We start from the raw sequence: 4,599 nt of genomic DNA, 5'->3' as shown, positions 1-4,599 counted from the left end.
AATCAAGTGTGCCTAGATATCTGGCGGCCTCCACGCAGTCATCCAGATCGGCTTCTCCGTGCTTGTGATCTGCCGCTTTGAAGAAGCTCTTTCCATAACCGGAGCTTCCTCTGTTATTCACCGCGTAGATTGCATAGCCATGATTCGCGATGAATTGGATTTCCGGGTTGTATCTCGGTAGAGACTGGCCGCCAGGTCCTCCATGGACCCACACAACGGCGGGCGCTTTCTCGCCGGCAGGTACGTTCTTGGGCGGATAGAAAATCCCTGGTACTTCGAGACCGTCGTATGAAACAAAGCGAAGAACCGAAGCTTCGGAAAGATCATTGCTGTTCACGTTTTGGCTCATTGAATCAGTGAGCTTCTTTGTCTTTTTTGTCTCGAGGTTTATCGTAAAAATATTGGGAGATGATGTCGCCGAATCGCAAAGATAATACAGAAGCCGGCCATCTTTACTGAAGCACTGATCGTAAACGACACCGCCGGTTCTTATAGGTGGTATCTTGAGAGAGTTACTTTTCGTTTCGATCACATGGAGTTCGAAAAAACCATCTCTATTCAGTACAAGCACAGCACTTTCTCCGTCCTCCGACATCCTTCCTGCAATTATGTCCCAGTCTAAGTCAAGAATCTCTTCACTGACACTGCTTTCAATGTTCATTTCCCAGAGCGTCATGAACTCTCCGGCCGAATCCGATACATAGTACAGCTTTAGTGAATCTTTTGAGAAGAAGAGAGGTTTGAAATTTCCTTCACTTTGATGGGGGGAGAGAAGTTTTATATCCCCGGTTACAAAGTTATAAAGGTAAATATCCGAATCGTTTGCAGTCCGGGGCTTACGAAGAGCAATAAGCTTCTCATCACTGGAAATCGGACCCAGCTCGAACAGGTCCCTGTTTTCGAAGACCAGCTCGCTTGTCAAATCACCTTGATTGAATCGGTAAAGATCGAATCTACTTTTGTCAACCCTGTTCGAATAGTAGTAAACCTTGTCACCCACACTCATGTGAAATCCTGACTTAGTTTTTTCGAAAGGGGTGAGATCTCTGATCTCTCCATCAGCAAATAGATAGAGATGGTGCAGCTCATCGCCACCTTTATCCATCGCGAAAATGAAGCTTCCGTCCTCGAAAATGAAAGAAACTAATGGGTTCTCATCGAGGGACGTAATCTGTATGTGTCTTCCCTTCTCTTGATCTAGTTCAAATACGTTATAGTTGCCAGTCTTGTCGGAAGAATAGAGAATTTTCCTTGAATCGGCGGAAACCGCGAAAGATGCAATTGTCTCATTTTCCATCAGTTCCTCGATTGTGTACTTCTTTTCGGCCATTATTGATCCTCCTAATCCTTGTCCATCAACAAAGCGCTGATTTTGGTTTCTAAACTAGATGCTCACCTAAAAGTACGAGGTCGCTACATTCTGTATAATGCAATCATATAACAGATGCAGCATAAATAGGTTTGGATCAGTAACTAATCGGAACTCCTGTAAAACATGTAAAAAGGCACTTCAGGAAGTTTTGATCCTTTTCTTAACCTCAATCTCTTTCGATCACAGCTAACGATTTATCATTTTGTCCTCTATTACGAATCATGTTGCAGGTTTTGTTCGCTCGTAGCTACACCTCTAAAATGGAATGAGCCGTTTTTCCCTTAAAACCCGACAGAGAACTCCGCGCCGAATTTCTAAAAGGAGATCATATGATTTTCGATTTGCCTTATGATGGATGAAGAGCCGGGAGCCAACTTGAGAAACTTGTGACAAATTCAAAATACCTATCGGTAGATGATATATTTTCCGGAATGATCCCGTGAAAAGTGTCGGTTGGAGGTTGTTCTAAGAGGAGAACCTGTGAAAGCAAGGAGTTGGCAATCGCAGGTCTATTGCTTGGAATAGGGCTTCTGCTAATTGGTATAGCCGTATCCTTGTTGATCGGCAGTGTGAACATTAAGAATCTTATAGTAGCAGTAATCAGCTTGACTTCTACAAGTTTGAAGGGGAACCGTAAGGCGGCAACGGCCTCTTAATCACACTGAGGGCAAATAATTCGAGCATCGAAATAGAGAACAGACTGTCCCTCAACCAGGTTTTGAGAAAGAGCAATTGATAGAAGAATTGTGGCCGATTCCGTAATAGTTCTCGATTTAAATAATGACTGAATGAGAGCAGGGATCAAATGACACGTGCAATTTGTTCTCTTCACATCACTTCTTCTCATCTCATCACAAGTTGGGTGAAGAATGGAGATTTCAAAATGTCTTTCCTTTTGAAGTATCGGAATAAGTAGAAGCAAGTTCAAATTTGGTTCATTCCCCATTCGCAATGGTAATAGCCTTAACTTTAGTAGTTGCAGGTGGACTAACAGAATTACTGGCTTGATGGAGCGTGATTCGAAATCTCTTACGCAAGAAGACAACTACTGTAGTCGAAAAAAACCGGAGGTCTGGGACCTCCGGCTTGGATTGATTCAGGGCCTAATTGGCAACCGCGTGAGGAACGTTCTCTGCAAGCTCTATGAGGTCTACTTCAAAGACTCGGTCTCCGATGTACTTTATACCCTTTATTCCAAGTTCTTCCGGTAGAGTTGCCGCTTCATCACTTGAGGAGAAAGTGATCTTTCCTGCAGACTCGAACGGAACTATTGACCAGTTGAAGGATGGCGTTGGATTGATAGTGCCCTTCTCGATAATATAGTCGATGATTACGCTTCGATTCTCGACTGTTGAGGAGAGGACGATGTCGGCATCGACCAGATGATAGCCGCCGCCACCTGCGCGGTAGTTGTTTGTCACAACAAGGAACTCCATATCGTCTTCGACTTCTTCACCCTCATAGGTGAGATTCACAATTCTCTGACCTACGGGGTTTCGAACATCTATCTGATAGTTGATTCCTTCGATTATGTCGAAGTTGTATGAAGAGAACCTTGCAAGCAAATTCTGTTCTTCCGTGCTGTTAGGATCGATCTGATTGAAATTCTCCGCGCACTTTTCAAGCCAGCCTTTCAGTTCGAGACCGTTTACCCTCACGACATGGAGTGTGTTCGAGTATATATAGATATCTGCAGCGTTCATAATTCTTACATCCCCTGCATCTACACTGGTATTTGTTCTAAACGGAGCCGCAGCTGAAAGGAGAGGCATAGACTCATATTCAGTGCCCTTGAAATACTCTTTAACGTACCAAAGCTGGGCTTCGTTTACGAGTTGAGTGACTTCATTATCTATTACCCTGCTGAAATAGCCCTTGATCGGTACGGCTGTCGTTCCCACGGGAGCCATTACGTAATCAATAGTGGCTTCGTGCTGTTCTTTGACTGCTTCAACTATCTCCGGAGCAGCCTCGACTTTTTCGTCGACATGCCACAACTGCGGGCATGAAGAAAATACCTCCCACTCTCCATCACGGTTCAGAAGATGGAAATGTATCAGACCTAAGGAGCTTCCCCAACTTCCTGCCATTGTCACCGGGACTCCATCTATTTTGTCGGCAATTTTCCCGTGGCTGTGACCCATGATGATGCCGTCTATTCCTTCAACGTTTTCGAGTATTGCTTCAGCGTCTGAGCTTCCCTGGTGAAGGGAGACTATCACCAGATCGACGCCCTCTTCGCGTAGTTTGGGGACATACTTGGCAGCTGCGTCTACTATAGGTTCAGCATAGACTTTTCCTTCGAGGAGGACTCTGTCCCACATCATTATTTCCGGAGGTAGAAAGGCTATAACGCCAATCTTGATTGGAATTCCGTCGACTTCTCTTTCCAATATCACATAGGGGTCATACCTGAGCTCTTTCGTGTCTTCGTTGTAAAGATTTGCCGAGATCATCGGGAAGTCAGCGGAAGCAATGGCCAGGTCCAGATATTCGAGACCGAAATTGAATTCGTGATTTCCAATTCCAACTACGTCATAATCCATGATATTCATGGCTTTGATTATCGAGGGAGTATCTCCCATCTTGATTGGATCTATTCTCGCTTCACGTTCTGCGAGAACGCTACCCTGAATGGCATCTCCCGTGTCGATCAAGATGGTGTTGTTGTACATTTCCCTTGCCCACTTTATCAGTGTGAAGGTCTTTGCAGCGCCGTAATCACTGACTTCTTTGACAGTAAGATAATCATAGGGCATTACATAGCCGTGAAGATCAGTCGTGCCCAGAACGACTAGTTCGTGAACGGTTACCGTTCCGAATGCCACTACAGGGACTAAAGCAGCAACAAATAGAACGATAGCAACTGCAGGAATTCCTTTCTTCCAGTTCAAAAGCTCCACCTCCATTTGAGTTGACCAGCCCAATTTTCGCCGGATAGAATTATTGACCCATGACCGTAAGAATCCAATGCTGAAGATAATTGAGGATTCCAAAGAATGTTTCGAAACAGTACTATCTTACTACAATCATGTGGACTCATTAAGAAAGAAAAAGCACATCTCAGTAAATGAAAGTAGGCAGTCTAATTAACGAAGAGCGGAAGAACCGGGACTAGGGTTGTGGGGTCTAGGGTCTAGCAAGAGCAGAAGTGATGTTGCATTTGGCAGGAGGCGATTAGAAAGCCAGTCAGGCTCCGCCTGGCCAGTCTCTGCCTCCGGCAGAGG

At 44.8% G+C, this 4,599-nt stretch carries 3 protein-coding genes; 1 reads left to right on the top strand and 2 read right to left on the bottom strand.

The window, feature by feature from the left end; translation table 11 throughout:
• Positions 1-1,330: prolyl oligopeptidase family serine peptidase (locus BG32_RS06010; RefSeq protein WP_147434847.1), on the bottom strand; the 1,330-nt coding region annotated here is incomplete at its 3' end.
• 488 nt (positions 1,331-1,818) lie between these two features.
• Here BG32_RS06010 and BG32_RS15550 point away from each other — a divergent pair.
• Positions 1,819-2,028: a hypothetical protein gene (locus tag BG32_RS15550; RefSeq protein WP_183084298.1), complete on the top strand. Its 210-nt coding sequence runs from the start codon at positions 1,819-1,821 to the stop codon at positions 2,026-2,028.
• Between the two features lie 447 nt (positions 2,029-2,475).
• Here BG32_RS15550 and BG32_RS06005 read toward each other — a convergent pair whose 3' ends face one another.
• Complete coding sequence (locus tag BG32_RS06005) at positions 2,476-4,275, bottom strand: bifunctional 2',3'-cyclic-nucleotide 2'-phosphodiesterase/3'-nucleotidase (RefSeq protein ID WP_259459558.1); 1,800 nt, start codon at positions 4,273-4,275, stop codon at positions 2,476-2,478.
• Positions 4,276-4,599 lie beyond the last annotated feature (324 nt).

Origin of the sequence: Mesotoga sp. HF07.pep.5.2.highcov (genome assembly GCF_003666285.1) — a bacterium.
Classification (GTDB): domain Bacteria; phylum Thermotogota; class Thermotogae; order Petrotogales; family Kosmotogaceae; genus Mesotoga; species Mesotoga prima.
This window is presented reverse-complemented; position numbering and strand designations above follow the sequence as displayed.